General features: G+C 68.9%; 13 protein-coding genes. 9 read left to right on the top strand and 4 right to left on the bottom strand.

Annotation, left to right across the window (positions count from 1 at the left end):
• Positions 1 to 29: 29 nt before the first annotated feature.
• Positions 30 to 2468, bottom strand: coding sequence for a TonB-dependent receptor plug domain-containing protein (locus FZ025_RS02230; RefSeq protein WP_046978302.1), 2439 nt, complete (start codon positions 2466 to 2468; stop codon positions 30 to 32).
• A 234-nt stretch (positions 2469 to 2702) separates the two neighbouring features.
• Here FZ025_RS02230 and FZ025_RS02225 point away from each other — a divergent pair, with 234 nt between their 5' ends.
• The 4 genes from FZ025_RS02225 to FZ025_RS02210 all read left to right on the top strand — a co-directional run bounded on the left by FZ025_RS02225 (position 2703) and on the right by FZ025_RS02210 (position 6340).
• Entirely contained in the window at positions 2703 to 3182 is a 480-nt protein-coding gene (locus tag FZ025_RS02225) for a DUF3574 domain-containing protein (protein ID WP_046978314.1), read from the top strand.
• A 46-nt stretch (positions 3183 to 3228) separates the two neighbouring features.
• Positions 3229 to 3690, top strand: a complete 462-nt coding sequence (locus FZ025_RS02220; RefSeq protein WP_046978301.1) for a GNAT family N-acetyltransferase — start codon at positions 3229 to 3231, stop codon at positions 3688 to 3690.
• Positions 3691 to 3797: 107 nt separating this feature from the next.
• Positions 3798 to 5429 carry a hypothetical protein gene (locus FZ025_RS02215; RefSeq protein WP_104558654.1) on the top strand — a complete coding sequence of 544 codons (1632 nt, stop codon included), beginning with the start codon at positions 3798 to 3800 and terminating at the stop codon, positions 5427 to 5429.
• Between the two features lie 77 nt (positions 5430 to 5506).
• Positions 5507 to 6340 carry a DUF3014 domain-containing protein gene (locus FZ025_RS02210; RefSeq protein WP_046978299.1) on the top strand — a complete coding sequence of 278 codons (834 nt, stop codon included), beginning with the start codon at positions 5507 to 5509 and terminating at the stop codon, positions 6338 to 6340.
• Between the two features lie 100 nt (positions 6341 to 6440).
• Here FZ025_RS02210 and FZ025_RS02205 read toward each other — a convergent pair whose 3' ends face one another.
• On the bottom strand, positions 6441 to 7145 hold the full coding sequence (locus tag FZ025_RS02205; RefSeq protein ID WP_046978298.1) for a glutathione S-transferase: 705 nt from the start codon (positions 7143 to 7145) through the stop codon (positions 6441 to 6443).
• A gap of 285 nt (positions 7146 to 7430) precedes the next feature.
• On the opposite strand from FZ025_RS02205, the gene clpB reads away from it, so the two are divergent.
• The 5 genes from clpB to FZ025_RS02180 all read left to right on the top strand — a co-directional run bounded on the left by clpB (position 7431) and on the right by FZ025_RS02180 (position 13475).
• The gene (clpB, locus tag FZ025_RS02200; RefSeq protein WP_046978297.1) at positions 7431 to 10016 is read left to right on the top strand and encodes an ATP-dependent chaperone ClpB; all 2586 of its coding nucleotides are present in this window, start codon (positions 7431 to 7433) and stop codon (positions 10014 to 10016) included.
• Between the two features lie 147 nt (positions 10017 to 10163).
• Entirely contained in the window at positions 10164 to 10373 is a 210-nt protein-coding gene (locus FZ025_RS02195; RefSeq protein ID WP_046978296.1) for a ribbon-helix-helix domain-containing protein, read from the top strand.
• On the top strand, positions 10370 to 10642 hold the full coding sequence (locus FZ025_RS02190) for a hypothetical protein (protein ID WP_046978295.1): 273 nt from the start codon (positions 10370 to 10372) through the stop codon (positions 10640 to 10642). The genes FZ025_RS02195 and FZ025_RS02190 overlap by 4 nt, the downstream gene beginning before the upstream one ends.
• A gap of 120 nt (positions 10643 to 10762) precedes the next feature.
• Positions 10763 to 12049 carry an O-acetylhomoserine aminocarboxypropyltransferase/cysteine synthase family protein gene (locus FZ025_RS02185; protein WP_046978294.1) on the top strand — a complete coding sequence of 429 codons (1287 nt, stop codon included), beginning with the start codon at positions 10763 to 10765 and terminating at the stop codon, positions 12047 to 12049.
• Between the two features lie 337 nt (positions 12050 to 12386).
• Positions 12387 to 13475: a sterol desaturase family protein gene (locus FZ025_RS02180; protein ID WP_046978293.1), complete on the top strand. Its 1089-nt coding sequence runs from the start codon at positions 12387 to 12389 to the stop codon at positions 13473 to 13475.
• 73 nt (positions 13476 to 13548) lie between these two features.
• Here the strand turns inward: FZ025_RS02180 and FZ025_RS02175 are convergent, their stop codons facing one another.
• Complete coding sequence (locus FZ025_RS02175) at positions 13549 to 13863, bottom strand: PsiF family protein (RefSeq protein WP_046978292.1); 315 nt, start codon at positions 13861 to 13863, stop codon at positions 13549 to 13551.
• 111 nt (positions 13864 to 13974) lie between these two features.
• A complete protein-coding gene (locus tag FZ025_RS02170) occupies positions 13975 to 14784 on the bottom strand; it encodes an AraC family transcriptional regulator (protein ID WP_046978291.1) in 810 nt (269 codons plus the stop codon).
• Positions 14785 to 14797: the final 13 nt, after the last annotated feature.

Below are 14797 nucleotides of genomic sequence, written 5' to 3'. Positions count from 1 at the left end.
CCAATTCCGAATCCCCAATCCCACCTTCGTCAGAAGGTATACCGCACCCGCCCGTAGTAATACGCACCGTTGCTGCCGATCGGCGACAGCACGTCGTAGGGCAGGTTGCCGAAGTAGTAGATGTCGCTGTTGGAGCGGTCGGAGTAGTTGTCGGTGAGGTTTTGCCCGCCCAGCGCCACGCTCCACTGCGCGGTGATGTGGTATTCGACCTCGGCGTCGAGCTGCCACTCGGCGCCGTAGGTCTGGCGCGGCACATAGCCATCGCCGAAGTCGAACACGCGGGTGGCGCTGCCGTAGCGGCTGAGGCGGGTCTGCAGCGCCCAGCGGTCGTTGTTCCAGTTCGCCGCGAACTGGGCGCGGCTGCGCGGCGCGGCGTCGGTCAGGGTGTTGCTCTCCTCCACGCCGAACAGCACGTAGTCCGGATTCAGCGCCAGCAGCTGCGGCGGCGTGGCGACCAGGTTCTTCAGTTCGGTCTTGGCGTAGCTCCAGGTGCCGGTGAGCTGCAGCTGGCCGTCGCCCAGCGCCTGCCGCCAGTTGCTGACCAGCTCGGCGCCGCGGGTGCGGGTGTCGGCGGCGTTGACGAAGAAGCTGGCGCTCTGCAGGCCGGTGACGCCGAAGTTCTGCGCCACGAACGCGGTCAGCGCGTCGCCGCTGATGTCTTCGGACAGCGCGATGCGGTCGTCGATGTCGATCTGGAACAGGTCCAGCGACAGGTCGAAGTGGGAACCGATGCGGCTGGTGAAGCCCAGGCTGTAGTTGACCGATTTCTCCGGCTTCAGCTCGCGTGCGCCCAGCGCCTGCGCGATCGGGTTGTTGACCGACAGCAGCCGGCCCTGCAGCAGCTGGCCGGCCGCGTCGTAGCCGCTGGAGGTGGCTTCGTAGCCGATCTGGCTCAGCGACGGCGCATGGAAGTTGTTGGAGATCGCGCCGCGCAGCGCGAACGCCGGCACGAACTCGTAGCGCGCGGCCAGCTTGCCGGTCAGTTCGTCGCCGAAATCCTGGTAGTGCTCGTAGCGCGCGGCCAGGTCGGTGGAGAACTTGTCGCCGAACTGGCTGGACACGCTGGCGTAGACGCTGGCGACGTTGCGCGACAGGTCGGCCGCGTCCTGCGGGGTCAGCCCGCCGCCGGCCTGGGCACCGGTGGGGCGATCGGTATAGGCGCCGGCGGCGTAGCTGGCCGGGTCGCCGGGTCGGGTGCGGTAGCGCTCGCGGCGGAACTCCACGCCGCTGCCGACGGTGTGGGTGGCGCCGGCGGCGTCGAAGCTGCGGCTCAGGTCCAGGTTGGCCACGCTCTGCTCGAAGGCGTAGTCGCCGGTCTTGAAGCGGGTCGGGCTGTCGGGGCCGAGCGAGGCGTTGAGCGAATTCTTCAGCCGGTAGGTGAAATCGTTGCGGCCGTAATCGAGGCTGGCGTCGTAGGCCCAGTCGCCCCATTGCCCGCGCGCGCCGGCCACGCTCTGGATGTCGCGGTTCTCGCCCAGCGACACCGGCCGGTAGCCGTTCGGGTAGACCTGGGTCCAGTTGGCGTCGCTGTCGGGATAGCGGAAATAGTTGGCGCCCTGCGTGTCGCGCTGATTGTAGGTGCCGAAGAAATAGAACTCGCTGCTCTGGCCGAACGGCAGCTTGCCGTTGATCCAGGCGTTGAGGTCCTTGCTGGCGCCGTCGCCGAGCACGTAGTTGCGCTTGCCGGCCAGGGCCAGGTTGGCTGGAGTCTGCGCCTCGAACGGCGGGATCTGGTCGTAGCCGGCGCGGTTGGTGCCCTCGCGGTTCTTCAGCTCCAGGCCGACCTTGAAGAAGCCGCCGTCGTCGCCGAGGCGGGTGCCGACCTTGGCGCTGGCATAGCTGGTCTGGCCGTCGGTGACGGTGCGGTCGATCGGCTTCACGTCGGTATGGTTGGCGCCGAAGCTGGCTTCCAGCGCGCCGCTGTCCGGATCGTCGTCGAGGATCACGTTGATCACCCCGGCCACCGCGTCGGAGCCGTACTGCGCGCCGGCGCCGTCGCGCAGCACCTCGATGCGCTTGATCGCGCTGATCGGGATCGAGTTGAAATCCACCGGGGTGGTGCCCTTGCCGATCTTGCTGTCGGTGTTGACCAGCGCCGAGGTGTGGCGGCGCTTGCCGTTGACCAGCACCAGCACCTGGTCGGGCGAGAGCCCGCGCAGCTGCGCGGCGCGGATGTGGTCGGCGCCGCCGGAGTTGGACTGGCGCGGGAAGTTGAACGAGGGCAGCAGCGCCTGCAGCGCGCTGCCCAGCTCGCCGTTGACCATGCCGGCCTTGCGGATGTCCTCGGCGCTGAGCACGTCCACCGGCGCGGTGGACTCGAGCACGGTGCGGCTGCTGGCGCGGGTACCGGTGACGATCACCGTGTCCAGGTTGGCTGCGGCGGCGGTCTCGGCCTGCTGCGCCAGGGCGGGGGCCGACAGGACCAGGGCGATGGCCAGGCTCAGCGGCTTGGCGAACGGATGCGACATGAGGAACTCTCTCCTGAAACGGTGACCGCGAAGGCCGCCGCAGGCGCCGTGGTCGGGCGCAATGCGCGGCAAGATTGCTGCATCCATCCGGATGAAGCGATATATTATCTTGCCGTTAACGCGGCGGCGAGCCGTTGCATTCCATCCGTTCGGCATCAGCTCATGTCCGGCGGTAACCGGATGCGCGCCGCCGCCTACCGTTGCGTCCTTCCGTTCCGCTTCCGAGATCTGCCGATGCTGCTGCGTGCCCCCTTGCTTGCCGTGTTCCTGGCCCTGACCGCCTGCGCCAGCGTGGCGCCGTCCGCTTCCACTGCGCCGGCCAAGGTCGGCGCCGCCATGCAGGGCGATGCCGCGCGCCCGGCGCAGGCCAGCGGCTGGGTGCGCAGCGAGCTGTATTTCGGGGTCGGCGAGGAGAGCGGCCCGGCCGATCGCGCGCAGGCCGAGCCGATCAGCGAGCCGCAATGGCGCGCGTTCCTGGACAAGCAGGTCACGCCGCGCTTCCCGGATGGCCTGACCGTGTTCGACGCCTATGGGCAGTGGCTGTTCCGCGGCGCCAAGGAGCCGAACCGGCTCAACACCAAGGTGCTGGTGATCCTGCACGAGGACACGCCGCAGCGCCGTGCCGACATCGAGGCGATCCGGCTGGCGTGGAAGCAGGCGACCGGGCACCAGTCGGTGCTGTGGTCGCGGCAGCCGGTGGAGGTGTCGTTTTGAAGCCGGGATTCGGGAGTGGGGAGTGGGGATTCGGAACAGCGGGGCGGTGACGTTTTCGATCCGCGAGGACGATCTGTCCGGTGAAGCGGTGCGTGCGTTGCTCGCGTACCACCTGCAGCAGATGCATGCGCAGTCGCCGCCGGGCAGCGTGTATGCGCTGGACCTGTCCGGGCTGCAACGCGCGGATGTGACCGTGTGGAGCGCCTGGCGCGGCGATGCGCTGGCCGCGGTCGGTGCGTTGCGCGTGCTCGACGACGGCGGCGGCGAACTGAAGTCGATGCGAACCCATCCGGACTTCCTGCGCCAGGGCGCGGCCGCGGCGCTGCTCGAACACATCGTGGACGTGGCGCGCGCCGCCGGCCTGCGCCGGCTGAGCCTGGAGACCGGCAGCGGCGCGGCGTTCGACGCGGCGCTGGCCTTGTACCGGCGACGCGGCTTCCGCAACGGACCGGCGTTCGCCGATTACGTGCCGAGTGCGTTCAACCAATTCCTGCATCTGCCGCTGTAGCCGCGTCGCACAGGCGCGGGCCGGGATGCTGCATCCCTGTTCGTGCGCCAATCCGCAGGCGCCGCTTCCATTACCATCCATCGATCCCTCACCAAGCCATCGCCCGCATGCCCAGCACCGCTCCTGTTTCGTCGCGCCCGCGCTGGTTCGTCGCCGGCGACCTCAACGGTTTCTTCGGCCTGGTGGTCGACAACCTGTCGATCCTCGGCTTCATCACCCTGGCCCTGGTCGGCCTGTTCCAGTTCCCGGCCGAGGTGATCTATACGCGGATGATTCCCGGCACCGCGTTCGGCGTGCTGATCGGCAATCTGCTGTACACCTGGATGGCGCGCCGGCTGGCCGCGCGCAGCGGGCGCAGCGACGTCACCGCGATGCCGCTGGGCCTGGACGCGCCGACCAGCATCGGCATGGCGCTGCTGGTGCTCGGCCCGGCGTTCGTGCGCTACAAGCAGCAGGGCCTGGACCCGCAGGCCGCGGCGCTCGCCACCTGGCATCTGGGCATGGCCGCGCTGGTGGTGATGGGCCTGCTGAAGACCGTGCTGTCGTTCTTCGGCGATGCGGTCACCCGCGCGCTGCCGCGGGCGGCGCTGCTCGGCTCGATCGCCGGCATCGCGCTGGTGCTGATGGGCTTCCTGCCGCTACTGGAAACGCTGCGCGCGCCGCTGGTCGGGCTGGTGGTGCTGGGCCTGCTGCTGTACGTGCTGATCGCCAAGGGCCGGCTGCCGTACGGCCTGCCCGGCGTGCCGCTGGCGCTGCTGCTGGGTACCGCGCTGTACTACTGGTCGAACGCGGCCGGGTTCGGCATTCCCGGCTATCAGGCGCCGCCGTGGGTGGCGCCGCAGCTGGTGTTGCCATGGCCGAGCCTGGGCTTCGTCGCCGGCCTGGCCGACAGCGTGCTGCTGCTGCCGCTGCTGCTGCCGTTCGGGCTGCTGATGGTGGTCGGCGGCATCAACGTCAGCGAGAGCGCGCGCGCCGCCGGCGACGACTACCGCACCCGCGACATCCTGCTGGTCGAGGCCTGCTCGACCCTGGTCGCCGGGGTCTGCGGCGGCGTCGCCCAGACCACGCCCTACATCGGCCAGCCGGCGTACAAGCACATGGGCGCGCGCAGCGGCTACACGCTGCTGACCGGGCTGTTCATCGGCCTGGGCGGCATGCTCGGGCTGGTCGCCGGGCTGGTGCAGTGGCTGCCGCTGGCGGTGCTGGCGCCGATCATCGTGTACGTGGCCATCGACATCACCACGCAGGCGTTCCAGGCCACGCCCAAGCGCCATGCCGGGGCGATGGTGCTGGGCTTCCTGCCATCGGTGGCCTACCTGCTGGCGATCAAGGCGCCGGGCTGGATCCCGGCGGACAAGCTGGCCGCGCTGACCACCACCCTGGACGGCCACGGGCTGCCCGAACTGGCAGTGATCTTCACCCTGGGCAACGGCTTCATCATCACCGCGATGCTGTGGACCGCGGCGGTGGCGGCGATGGTCGACGGGCGCCTGCGCCGCGCCGCGGTGTTCCTGCTGGTCGCGGCCGGGCTGACCCTGTTCGGCCTGATCCACTCGGTGGATCCGCGCGGCGGCATCTACCTGCCATGGACGCTGAGCGGCCTGCCCAAGCTGATCGCCTGGCAATTCGCCGGCGGCTACGTGGCCCTGGCCGCGCTGCTCGGCCTGCTGTCGCTGCAGAAGCCGCGTGTGGTGCTGGTGGACGCGCGCATCGCATTCGGCGCAGGGGCCGCTGGCTGAACGTGGGCCGTCCCGCGTTGGAACCGGCGACGGGTGCGGCGGTCACACCTGCCACGTTCAACGGAGAACCGGACACCATGCAGCCGCGTCATTCGTCCTGGCCCTGGATCCTGGTCGCTGTGCTGGTGGCCGCTGCCGCGTCGTGGCTGTTCCGCGACAAGCTGAGCGCGCTGCTGCGTGGCGCAGCGCCTGCGCCTGCTGCGCTGGCGCCGGCAGCTGCGTCGAGCGCGGCACCGCCCGCGCCCGTGGCCGCAGCGGCCGCAGTGCCGCCGCCGATCCAGCATCCGATCGATCCTGCCGCCGCCGCCGATGCGGCGATCCCGGCGCTGGCCGACAGCGACGCGGCGGCGTGGGCCGAACTGGCGACGCTGGCCGGCAGCGAGGCACCGCTGACGCTGTTGATCCGCGACCATCTGATCCAGCGCGCGGTGACGATGATCGACAACCTGCCGCAGCGCCGCGTCGCCGCGCGCACCCTGGCCTTGAAGCCGGTCCCCGGGCAACTGCAGATCGCCACCGATGCGGCCGATGCCAGCAGCATCGCCGAGGCCAACACGCAGCGCTACGCCCCGTACGTGCAGGCCTTCACCCAGGCCGATGCCGGCGCCATGGTGGCCGCGTATCGGCGCTTCTATCCCTTGTTCCAGCAGGCCTACGTGGAGCTGGGCTATCCCCAGGGCTATTTCAACGACCGCCTGGTGCAGGTGATCGACCATCTGCTGCAGGCGCCTGTACCGGCAACGCCGCCGGCAGTGGCCGCCGATGCGCGCACCGGCAAGTACCGCTTCGTCGATCCGGCGCTGGAGTCGCTGTCGGTCGGGCAGAAGGCGCTGCTGCGCCTGGGGCCGGCGCAGGCCGCGGCGGTGCGCAAGCAGCTGCAGGCGATCCGTGCGGCGTTGGTCCGGACCTGAGCGCCATCCTGGCTGTCTTCGGTACCGGCGTTGTGGAATGTCTTGTGCAGCGTTGCAGAATCATGTGCGACTCCCACAACAGGCATCATGCCGCCACGCCTCACCCATCCAGCTCCGGATAGCGCCGGAAAATGCCGTTGTCGTTGAACGGCAGGCGCCGCGCCGATGCCAGATACGCCGCGATGGCCGGGCGTTCGGACACGCGCTGCTGCAGGGCGCGCAGTTGCGGCAGCTTCGGCGAGAGCTTCTTCATCGCGGTGGGAAACGCGTAGTCCAGGCCGCTCATCAGCTGGAACAGCGACAGGTCCACGTAGGAATGTTCGCGCAGCGCATGGCGCCCGCCGCCCTGGCTCATGACCTGCTCGAAGTAGCCCAGGAACTTCGGCAGCCGCTGCGTGCGCAGGTCTTCGGCGCGGCGCCGCGCTTCGGGCTGCTGCTCTTCGTAGTACAGCGCGCTGGCGATGGGGTGGTGGCTGTCGTGGATCTCGGTCACCAGGTCGGCGATGGTCAGCTGTAATTGCAGCGCCTGCAGCCGCCGCGACGCGCTGTCCGGCACCAGTCCCAGCGATGGGCCCAGGTAATGCAGGATGTTGCCGACCTGCGCGATCAGCAGCCGCCCGGCTTTCAGGAACGGCGGCGCGAATGGCCGCGCGCCCGGCTGCGCGCCGTCGAGGAAGGGCTGCAGTGCCGCGTCGCCTTCCTCGCGGGCGACGTCGCGGTAGGCCGCGCCGGCATCCTCCAACGCCAGCCGCACGAACTCGCCGCGGCCCTGGATGCCGGTCCAGTAATAGAGTTCGTAGTGCATTGCGGCTCCTGTGCGGGAAGGTTCGGAAGCGCGAGGGTAGGGGCACTGGCGGTAGCGGCGTGTGACCGTGCGGCGACTGGCGCAGCACGCCGCTCGGTGGCGAGGGTGCTGCGCCGGATGCACGCCATGCGCGCACGGCGGCTGTCGTCGCGCAGCCCTTGGGCGGGCGGTCGGCCAGGCGGCGCAGACGGAGACAGGCAGGCCCGCGGCCTTGAAACATGCCGCAGCAACCGCATCTGACTAGCATGCCGGCGCGGCCGGCCCCCCTTTCAGAGGAACTTCCCGATGCGGATGGACAAGCTCACGTCGCGTTTCCAGCAGGCGCTGGCCGACGCCCAGTCGCTGGCCGTGGGCCGCGACCACACCATCGTCGAGCCGGTGCATGTGTTCACGGCGCTGCTCGACCAGTCCGGCGGCAGTACCCGGCCGCTGCTGGCGCAGGCCGGGGTCAACGTGCCGGTGCTGCGCGAGCGGCTGGGCGAGGCGCTGGACAAGCTGCCCAAGGTCAGCGGCCAGCCCGGCAACCTGTCGATCGGCAACGATCTGAGCCGCTTGCTCAACCAGACCGACAAGCTGGCGCAGCAGCACAACGACCAGTTCATCGCCAGCGAGTGGTTCGTGCTGGCCGCGGCCGACGATGCCGGCGCGCTGGGCCTGGCGCTGCGCGCCGCCGGCGCCGACAAGAACAAGCTCGAAGCGGCCATCGACAAGCTGCGCGGCGGCGAGACGGTGCAGTCGGAAAGCGCCGAAGAGCAGCGCCAGGCGCTTGAGAAATACACCATCGACCTCACCGCGCGCGCCGAGAGCGGCAAGCTGGATCCGGTGATCGGCCGCGATGAGGAAATCCGCCGCACCATCCAGGTGCTGCAGCGGCGCACCAAGAACAACCCGGTGCTGATCGGCGAACCCGGCGTCGGCAAGACCGCCATCGTCGAGGGGCTGGCCCAGCGCATCGTCAACGGCGAGGTGCCGGAAGGCCTGCGCGGCCGCCGCGTGCTGTCGCTGGACATGGGCGCGCTGATCGCCGGCGCCAAGTTCCGCGGCGAGTTCGAGGAGCGGCTCAAGGGCGTGCTCAACGACCTGTCCAGGACCGAAGGCCAGGTCATCCTGTTCATCGACGAACTGCACACCATGGTCGGCGCCGGCAAGGCCGACGGCGCGATGGACGCGGGCAACATGCTCAAGCCGGCGCTGGCGCGCGGCGAGCTGCACTGCATCGGCGCCACCACCCTGGACGAATACCGCAAGTACATCGAGAAGGACGCCGCGCTGGAGCGGCGCTTCCAGAAGGTGTTCGTCGGCGAGCCGACGGTGGAAGACACCATCGCCATCCTGCGCGGACTCAAGGAGCGCTACGCGGTGCATCACGGCGTGGAGATCACCGACCCGGCGATCGTCGCCGCGGCCACGCTGTCCAACCGCTACATCAGCGACCGCCAGCTGCCGGACAAGGCCATCGACCTGATGGACGAGGCCGCCAGCCGCATCCGCATGGAGATCGACTCCAAGCCGGAAGAACTGGATCGCCTGGAGCGGCGCCTGATCCAGCTCAAGATCCAGCGCGAGATGCTGAAGAAGGAAAAGGACGAGGCCTCGCGGCAGCGCCTGGCCGACCTGGAAAGCGATATCGACAAACTCGAGCGCGAGTTCTCCGACCTCGACGAAGTGTGGCGCTCGGAGAAGGCCACCTTGCAGGGCGCGACCAGGATCAAGGAGCAGATCGAGCAGGCGCGGGTCGAACTGGAAGCGGCGCATCGGCGCCAGGACTACGCCAAGATGAGCGAGATCCAGTACGGCCTGCTGCCGAACCTGGAGAAGCAGCTGGCCGCGGCCGGCGATGCCGAGCATCACGATTTCAAGCTGGTGCAGGACCGCGTCACCGCCGAGGAGATCGCCGAGGTGGTGTCGCGCTGGACCGGCATTCCGGTCAACCGCATGCTCGAGGGCGAGCGCGACAAGCTGCTGCGCATGGAAGACGAACTGCACCGGCGCGTGGTCGGCCAGGAAGAGGCGATCAAGGTGGTCTCCGATGCGGTGCGGCGCTCGCGCGCCGGCCTGTCCGATCCGAACCGGCCCAGCGGCTCGTTCCTGTTCCTGGGCCCGACCGGTGTCGGCAAGACCGAGCTGTGCAAGGCGCTGGCCGAGTTCCTGTTCGACAGCAGCGAGGCGATGATCCGCATCGACATGAGCGAGTTCATGGAGAAGCATTCGGTGGCGCGGCTGATCGGCGCGCCTCCGGGCTACGTCGGCTACGAGGAAGGCGGCTATCTGACCGAGGCGGTGCGGCGCCGGCCGTATTCGCTGATCCTGCTCGACGAGGTGGAGAAGGCGCACAGCGACGTGTTCAACATCCTGCTGCAGGTGCTCGACGATGGCCGCCTCACCGACGGCCAGGGCCGCACCGTGGACTTCCGCAACACCGTCATCGTGATGACCTCGAACCTGGGCTCGCACCAGATCCAGGAACTGAGCGGCGACGGCTCGGCCGAGGCCTACACGCAGATGAAGGCGGCGGTGATGGGCGTGGTGCAGGCGCATTTCCGCCCGGAGTTCATCAACCGGCTGGACGACATCGTGGTGTTCCATCCGCTGGACAAGGCGCAGATCAAGTCGATCGCGCGCATCCAGCTGGGCGGCCTGGACAAGCGCCTGGCCGAGCGCGGGCTGAAGATCGAACTCAGCGACCGCGCGCTGGAACTGCTCGGCAACGTCGGCTTCGATCCGGTGTACGGCGCGCGGCCGCTGAAGCGCGCGATCCAGTCGCAGCTGGAGAACCCGCTGGCGCAGCAGATCCTGTCCGCGCAGTTCCTGAGCGGCGACACGATCCGCGTGGATGCCGAGGGCGGACGCCTGGTGTTCGTGAAGGCCTGATGCGATCCGCGTCGCGGCCGCGGTCGCCATCGCCTGAATCCAGAATCGGGCGATGGAATCCGGCGGCCAGTTGGCTAATGGGTCGGCGAGGTGTCCTTGAGGGTATTTGATGTATATTTTCCTCATCCAACGACCCGCGAGGCTCCCATGTCCGTCCGCCTGAACCTGAATCTTTCCGACGATCTCAACAAGGCCATCGACCAGGCTGCCCTGGAATCCCAGCAGAGCAAGAGCGAGATCCTGCGCAAGGCGTTGCAGCTCTACCTGGCCGCCCGTGACGGCACCAAACAGGGGCGCAAGATCGGCCTGGTGAATCCGGAGACCCGCCAGCTCGAAACCGAGATCATCGGTTTATGAGCACGCTTGACCTGAACAGCCCGCCGAGCGGGCACAGTTTCAAGGTCAATGTTGAGAAGAACGAAACCGAGGCCGAGCGAGCGGTCCGCCTGACCAAGGACATCCTGTTGTTCTTGTTCGCCTCGGTGTTCATCGGCGCGATTGGCTGGATCTGCCTGACGACGCTGCTTGATACGACCGGCAAGGTATCGGCCGATGACAAGAAATGGGCGATGTCGTTCCTGACCGCAGTAGGCGGTGCCCTGGTCGGCTACCTGGTGCGCAAATAGCGCCATGCGATCTCAGGCCGCAGCGTCGCCGGCCTCAAGGCATAGGCTTATAACCAGCGGTTAGCAGGCGCTGCACGCGATCGCCGCTATCGTCTCGGCTCCTCTTGCCGAGACCCGCCCATGTCCGACCCGAACTGGAAGCTGGAAACCATCGCCGTGCATGGCGGCTACCGCCCCGATCCGACCACGCGCGCGGTGGCGGTGCCGATCTACCAGACCGTGGCCTATGCTTTCGACGACACCCAGCACGGCGCCGACCTGTTCGACCTGAAGGTGCAGGGCAACATCTACAGCCGCATCATGAATCCCACCACCGATGTGCTGGAACAGCGCATCGCCGCGCTGGAAGGCGGCATCGGCGCGCTGGCGGTGGCCTCCGGGCAGGCCGCGGTGACCTATGCGATCCAGACCATCGCCGAGGCCGGCGACAACATCGTCTCCTCCAGCGCGCTGTACGGCGGCACCTACAACCTGTTCGCGCACACGCTGCCGCTGTCGGGCATCGAAACCCGCTTCGCCGACTACCGCGATCCGGACGCGTTCGCCGGGCTGATCGACGACCGCACCAAGGCGATCTTCGTCGAGTCGATCGGCAATCCGCGCGGCAACGTCACCGACCTGGAAGCGGTCGCCGCGATCGCGCACGCGCACGGCGTGCCGCTGATCGTCGACAACACGGTGCCCACGCCATACCTGCTGCGGCCGATCGACTTCGGCGCCGACATCGTGGTGCATTCGCTGACCAAATACCTTGGCGGGCACGGCACCAGCCTGGGCGGTGCGATCGTGGACTCGGGCAAGTTCCCGTGGGCGGCGCATGCGCAGCGCTTCCGCCGCCTCAACGAACCGGACGTCAGCTACCACGGCGTGGTCTATACCGAAGCGCTGGGCGAGGCGGCCTACATCGGCCGCGCGCGGGTGGTGCCGTTGCGCAATACCGGCGCGGCGCTGTCGCCCTTCAACGCGTTCCTGATCCTGCAGGGCATCGAGACGCTGCCGCTGCGCATGGACCGGATCAACCAGAACACCTTGGCGGTGGCCCGGCATCTGCACAGCGAGGCCAAGGTGGAATGGGTCAACTACGCCGGCCTGCCCGGGCATCCGGAGCATGCGCTGGCGCAGAAGTATCTGCGCGGGCAGGGCTCGGGCGTGCTCACCTTCGGCCTGCGCGGCGGCCGCGCCGCCGGTGCGCGCTTCCTCGACGCGTTGCAGCTGTTCACCCGGCTGGTGAACATCGGCGATGCCAAGTCGCTGGCCACGCATCCGGCCTCGACCACGCACCGGCAATTGTCGGCGCAGGAGCTGGAGCGCAGCGGGGTCAGCGAGGACACGGTGCGGCTGTCGGTCGGCATCGAGCACATCGACGACCTGCTCGCCGACCTGCGGCAGGCGCTGGCGCAGGCCTGATCCCAGCCTGGTCACGTGCGGCGGCGGCGGCGTGGACGCTGCTGCCGGGACGACAGCAAGCACAACGCAAGCGGACAGCTTGGCGAAAGGATCGGCCGCCACGCTAAGGCGTGTCATCCGTCCCCGAGTAGCTCGCATTGGTCTGGCAGGCCGTTGTCTGGCGCCGCGTGGCGCAGCGCCAGACTGGGCGGTCGGGTCGCGCCGCGCGACGCCGGCTGGCGGCCTGCCAGCTCCAACCCGCAGCGCCGCTGTCGGCGCGATCTGCCCCGGGGATGGACGACACGCTTAATGTGCCCGGCAGTCGCGCCGGCGTCGTCGTGTCCCAGGAGCCGTCGTCATGTTGTCCATCGCGCATGCCTGGTCTGTCGTCGTCGCCGCGGTGGCCGAGCATGCGGTGGCGCCGTCGCTGGCGGCGCTGCACCTGACCGGACTCAGCGACGATCCGCGCGAGATCGCCGCTTCGTTGCTGATCGCGGCCCTGCAGCTGTGCATCATCGGCGTGCTGTTCCGGCCGCTGGAAAGCCTGTGGCCGGCCGAGCGCTGGGAGCATCGGCGCCTGGCCAGGATCGATTTCCACTACACCTGGCTGATGCTGGTCGGGGTGTTCCCGCTGTTCTCGTTGCTGATCCTGACCCCGCTGGCGAATGCGCTGGGCGGTGCCGATGCGAGCGCCGCGTCGGCGCCGGTGTTCGGCCTGCGCCACGCCTGGCCGTGGCTGGACCGGCATCCGCTGGCCTTGTTCGCGCTGTACTACCTGGCCTACGACTTCACCTACTACTGGATGCACCGGGTCCAGCACTGGCTGCCGTGGTGGTGGGCGATGCACAGCATGCACCACAGCCAGCGCCAGCTAAGTTGCTGGGCCAACGACCGCAGCAACTATCTGGACGGTGCGCTGCAATCGTTCGTGCTGGCCGCGGTGGGCGTGGCGTTCGGCATCGCCGCCGACGAGTTCGCCTGGCTGATGCTGCTCGGCGAACTGGTGCAGAACCTGTCGCACGCCAACGTGCGCTTCGGGTTCGGGCCGGTGCTGGACAAGCTCCTGGTCGATCCGCGCTTCCATCGCCTGCATCACATGCGCGTGGATCCGCAGCGGCCGAACCTGCACAACTGCAACTTCGGCCAGGTGTTCGCGTTCTGGGACGTGCTGTTCGGCACCGCGTTGTACGGCGAGCCGCTGCGCCCCACCGGGGTCGGCGACCCGATGGTGGATCGCGACAACGAGCTGGGCCTGGTCGCGCTGCAACTGGAGGGATTGAAGCGGTTCTGGGGTGCGGTACGGCGCCGCGCCGGATGGACGCCGGGCGAGGTCGCCTTCAGCGAGGACTATGTGCCGATCCCTGTCGAGCATGCCCCGGTCGATCATGCGGTGGCGCAGATCGACCACGTCGCGTCGGCGGACCGCGTCGCCGATCCTGCGGCTTAGCGCATTGCCAGATGCTGGACGCGGCCTGCGCAGGCCGCGTCCATGGCACGTTCGCGCCGCTGCGGCCGGCCGATCACTGCTTCTTCAGACAGCCGCTCATGAAGCTCTTGCGCGCATCGCCCTGCAGTTTCTGTGTGGCCGCCTTGGCGTTGCAGTCCTTCATCCGCTGCTGCGAGGCGTTGCCGGATGCCGGCGCCGCGCTGCCGCCGCTGAGGCAGGCCTTCTGCGCGCTCTTGTACTCGTCGCCTTTCTTGCCCTTGTTCTGTGCCGAACACTGGGCCATCAGCGACTGCTGCGCGGTCTGCGGCTTGGCCGCGGCGTCGGCCAGCAGCGGCACGGCGCTCAGGCTCAGCAGCAGGCACACGGCGAGGGAAATGGAACGGGTCATGGCGGTGCTCCAGTCGGGTGGTGCGCGCATCCTGCGCCTGCGGATCTGACCGAACCGTGACGCAGTATGCGGACCTGGGGCGTGTCCTACCCGGGAATGGAGGACACGCCGCTAACGGAAGAACTGGCTCGGCGGCTGGCCGAACTGGCGCTTGAACATCGCGGCGAATGCGCTGGGGCTGTCGTAGCCGAGTTCGACCGCCACATCGATGATGCGGTCGCCCGCGGCCAGCCGTTCCAGCCCGCGCAGCAGGCGCAGCTGCTGCCGCCATTGGCCGAAGCGCATCTGCAACTCGCGCCGGCACAGGCGCTGGATGGTCTTGACGTCCACGCCCAGCCGCGCCGCCCAGCCGTGCAGGGTGGTGGCGTCGGCCGGGTCGGCTTCCAGCGCCGCAGCGATGCGCAGCAGGCGCGCATCGTGCGCTTGCGGCAGGTGCAGCGGCAGCGCCGGCAGGGCATGCAGCTCGTCCAGGATCAGCCGCATCAGGCGCCCGTCGCGCGAGTCGGCGGGGTAGTCCCAGGGCACGCTGGCGGCGCTGCGGATCAGCGCTTCCAGCAGCGGTTCCACCGCCATCACCGATGGCTGTGTCGGCATGCCGGCGATCGCGCCGGGGCGGATGTACAGGCTGCGCATGCCCAGCGTGCCGACGCAGCGCACGCTGTGCACGGTGCCGGCCGGCATCCACAGCGCACGGGTGCTCGGCACCACCCAGTGGCCCTGGCCGGAGCGCACCACCATCAGCCCGTACAGGGCGTAGACCAACTGATGGCGCGCATGCCGGTGCGGGGCGATGGCGGTCTCGCTGGGATAGTCGGCGGCCTTGCACACCACGTCGGCGGGCGCGTCGTCGATGCTCCACGCGGACGGCGTCGTGGCGCTGGTGGTGTCCTTTTCTCGACGAGTGGTGGGCATGTTGCGCAGGAAGGTCGAAGCG

Origin of the sequence: Xanthomonas hyacinthi, from assembly GCF_009769165.1 — a bacterium.
Taxonomy (GTDB): Bacteria; Pseudomonadota; Gammaproteobacteria; order Xanthomonadales; family Xanthomonadaceae; genus Xanthomonas_A; species Xanthomonas_A hyacinthi.
This window is presented reverse-complemented; position numbering and strand designations above follow the sequence as displayed.

Excerpts from the sequence above, each read along its gene's own strand:
- FZ025_RS02230 (WP_046978302.1), bottom strand. The coding sequence starts at position 2,468 with ATGTCGCATCCGTTCGCCAAGCCGCTGAGCCTGGCCATCGCCCTGGTC.
- FZ025_RS02225 (WP_046978314.1), top strand. The coding sequence starts at position 2,703 with ATGCTGCTGCGTGCCCCCTTGCTTGCCGTGTTCCTGGCCCTGACCGCC.
- FZ025_RS02215 (WP_104558654.1), top strand. The coding sequence starts at position 3,798 with ATGCCCAGCACCGCTCCTGTTTCGTCGCGCCCGCGCTGGTTCGTCGCC.
- FZ025_RS02210 (WP_046978299.1), top strand. The coding sequence starts at position 5,507 with ATGCAGCCGCGTCATTCGTCCTGGCCCTGGATCCTGGTCGCTGTGCTG.
- FZ025_RS02205 (WP_046978298.1), bottom strand. The coding sequence starts at position 7,145 with ATGCACTACGAACTCTATTACTGGACCGGCATCCAGGGCCGCGGCGAG.
- clpB (WP_046978297.1), top strand. The coding sequence starts at position 7,431 with ATGCGGATGGACAAGCTCACGTCGCGTTTCCAGCAGGCGCTGGCCGAC.
- FZ025_RS02195 (WP_046978296.1), top strand. The coding sequence starts at position 10,164 with ATGTCCGTCCGCCTGAACCTGAATCTTTCCGACGATCTCAACAAGGCC.
- FZ025_RS02190 (WP_046978295.1), top strand. The coding sequence starts at position 10,370 with ATGAGCACGCTTGACCTGAACAGCCCGCCGAGCGGGCACAGTTTCAAG.
- FZ025_RS02185 (WP_046978294.1), top strand. The coding sequence starts at position 10,763 with ATGTCCGACCCGAACTGGAAGCTGGAAACCATCGCCGTGCATGGCGGC.
- FZ025_RS02180 (WP_046978293.1), top strand. The coding sequence starts at position 12,387 with ATGTTGTCCATCGCGCATGCCTGGTCTGTCGTCGTCGCCGCGGTGGCC.
- FZ025_RS02175 (WP_046978292.1), bottom strand. The coding sequence starts at position 13,863 with ATGACCCGTTCCATTTCCCTCGCCGTGTGCCTGCTGCTGAGCCTGAGC.